Here is a 221-nt window from a genome sequence, read left to right as displayed (position 1 = left end):
CTTTCGTCTCAACCGAGGCGCGCATTCTACAGCAGCCTCATTTGCTGTCAAGTGATTATTTTCAGAAGCTTTCGAAGATTTCTTCAACAACTTCAACCACTTGCGCTTCCGATCTCTCGTCAGCGGGGAGGCGAATTCTACAGCGTTACACGCTGCTGTCAACACCTCTTTTTCTCCGCTTTCGACCGAGAAGATCGAATCGTTAATAGCGTCAAACAACA

At 47.5% G+C, this 221-nt stretch carries 1 protein-coding gene; it reads right to left on the bottom strand.

Features of this window, described 5'->3' with window-relative positions:
* A partial coding sequence (locus Q8X51_RS32255; RefSeq protein ID WP_407694958.1) for a hypothetical protein occupies window positions 1–221 on the bottom strand: 221 nt, incomplete at both ends.

The sequence above is a fragment of the Pseudomonas sp. Yb2C2 genome (genome assembly GCF_052112325.1).
Classification (GTDB): domain Bacteria; phylum Pseudomonadota; class Gammaproteobacteria; order Pseudomonadales; family Pseudomonadaceae; genus Aquipseudomonas; species Aquipseudomonas marginalis.
The sequence above is the reverse complement of the archived record's forward strand: the minus strand, read 5'-3'. Positions and strand labels throughout refer to the sequence as shown.